Annotated in this window: 1 protein-coding gene; it reads left to right on the top strand. The window is 68.3% G+C overall.

The window, feature by feature from the left end; all coding sequences use genetic code 11:
• Positions 1 to 501: 501 nt before the first annotated feature.
• A partial coding sequence (rpsB, locus tag G6020_RS12485) for a 30S ribosomal protein S2 (RefSeq protein WP_182610843.1) occupies positions 502 to 1358 on the top strand: 857 nt, incomplete at its 3' end.

The raw sequence follows: 1358 nt of genomic DNA, 5'->3' as shown, positions 1-1358 counted from the left end.
GACGAGGGTCGCGACGACGGCCGCGGCCACCGTCGCGGCGGCGGTGGCGATCACCGACGGTCGGAGGCGCGGCGTCGCGGCGGTCGGTGTCGGGGGGCTCATGGATCGAGTACACCCGGAGACGCGGTGGGGAATCCGACCGACAGGCCCCGCTGTGGAGGAGGTCCACGACCTTCCACAGGGGCGGGACGGCTATCGATCGCGTGTTGGAGTGCGGGCGCGGGCGGGTTATGATTGCCGATGCGGTCGACTGACGTCGATTGACTTCGCGTGTCCTGCACCTCCCTCGGGAGGTGCATCCGGACCCGGGGCCTCACAGCCCCGGCTTCACCGGACACCGGACCCGTAGGTGCCCCTGCTCGTCGGGGGTTCGGTCCGCTGCGGACACCAGGGCCCGAGACCACCCGGTTTCTCGGGCGTAACCCGATACACACCAGAAAGCGAGGACGAGGGCCTCGCGGTCCGGCTGCTTCCAAGCCGGACGAGCCCCTCAACACTTCCATGGCAGTCATCTCCATGAAGCAGCTGCTCGACGCGGGCGCACACTTCGGTCACCAGACCCGTCGTTGGAACCCGAAGATGCGGCGGTTCATCTTCACCGACCGCAACGGCATCTACATCATCGACCTTCAGCAGACGCTCACGTACATCGACCAGGCGTACGAGTTCGTCAAGGAGACCGTCGCCCACGGAGGCACGGTCCTGTTCGTCGGCACCAAGAAGCAGGCCCAGGAGGCCATCGCCGAAGAGGCCGCGAAGGTCGGGATGCCCTACGTCAACCAGCGGTGGCTGGGCGGCATGCTCACCAACTTCCAGACCGTGCACCAGCGCCTCATCCGCCTCAAGGAGCTCGAGGCGATGGAGCAGTCGGGTGGATTCGAGGGACGCACCAAGAAGGAGATTCTCATGCTCACGCGTGAGATGACCAAGCTGGCGCGCACCCTCGGCGGCATGCGGGACATGACCAAGGTCCCGTCCGTCGTGTGGATCGTCGACACCAACAAGGAGCACATCGCCGTCGGCGAGGCACGCAAGCTCAACATCCCGGTCGTCGCCCTGCTCGACACGAACTGTGATCCCGACCTCGTGGACTACCCGATCCCGGCCAACGACGACGCGATCCGCTCGGTCAGCGTCCTGACCCGGGTCATCGCCTCGGCCGTCGCCGAGGGCCTCAAGGCCCGTTCACAGGCGGGCAAGGCCACCGGCGAGGAGGCCGAGCCTCTCGCCGAGTGGGAGGCCGAGCAGCTCGACCAGGTGACCGGTGAGACCGCGGCACCCGAGGGTGAGACGGCGGCCGAGGCTCCCGCAGCCGACGCCACCGCGACCGACGCCCCCGCGGCCGAGGCCGAGCCCGC

The sequence above is a fragment of the Dietzia sp. B19 genome (assembly GCF_014145155.1).
Lineage (GTDB): Bacteria > Actinomycetota > Actinomycetes > Mycobacteriales > Mycobacteriaceae > Dietzia > Dietzia natronolimnaea.
Note: the sequence above shows the minus strand (reverse complement) of the source record. Positions and strands in the feature narration are given on the sequence as shown.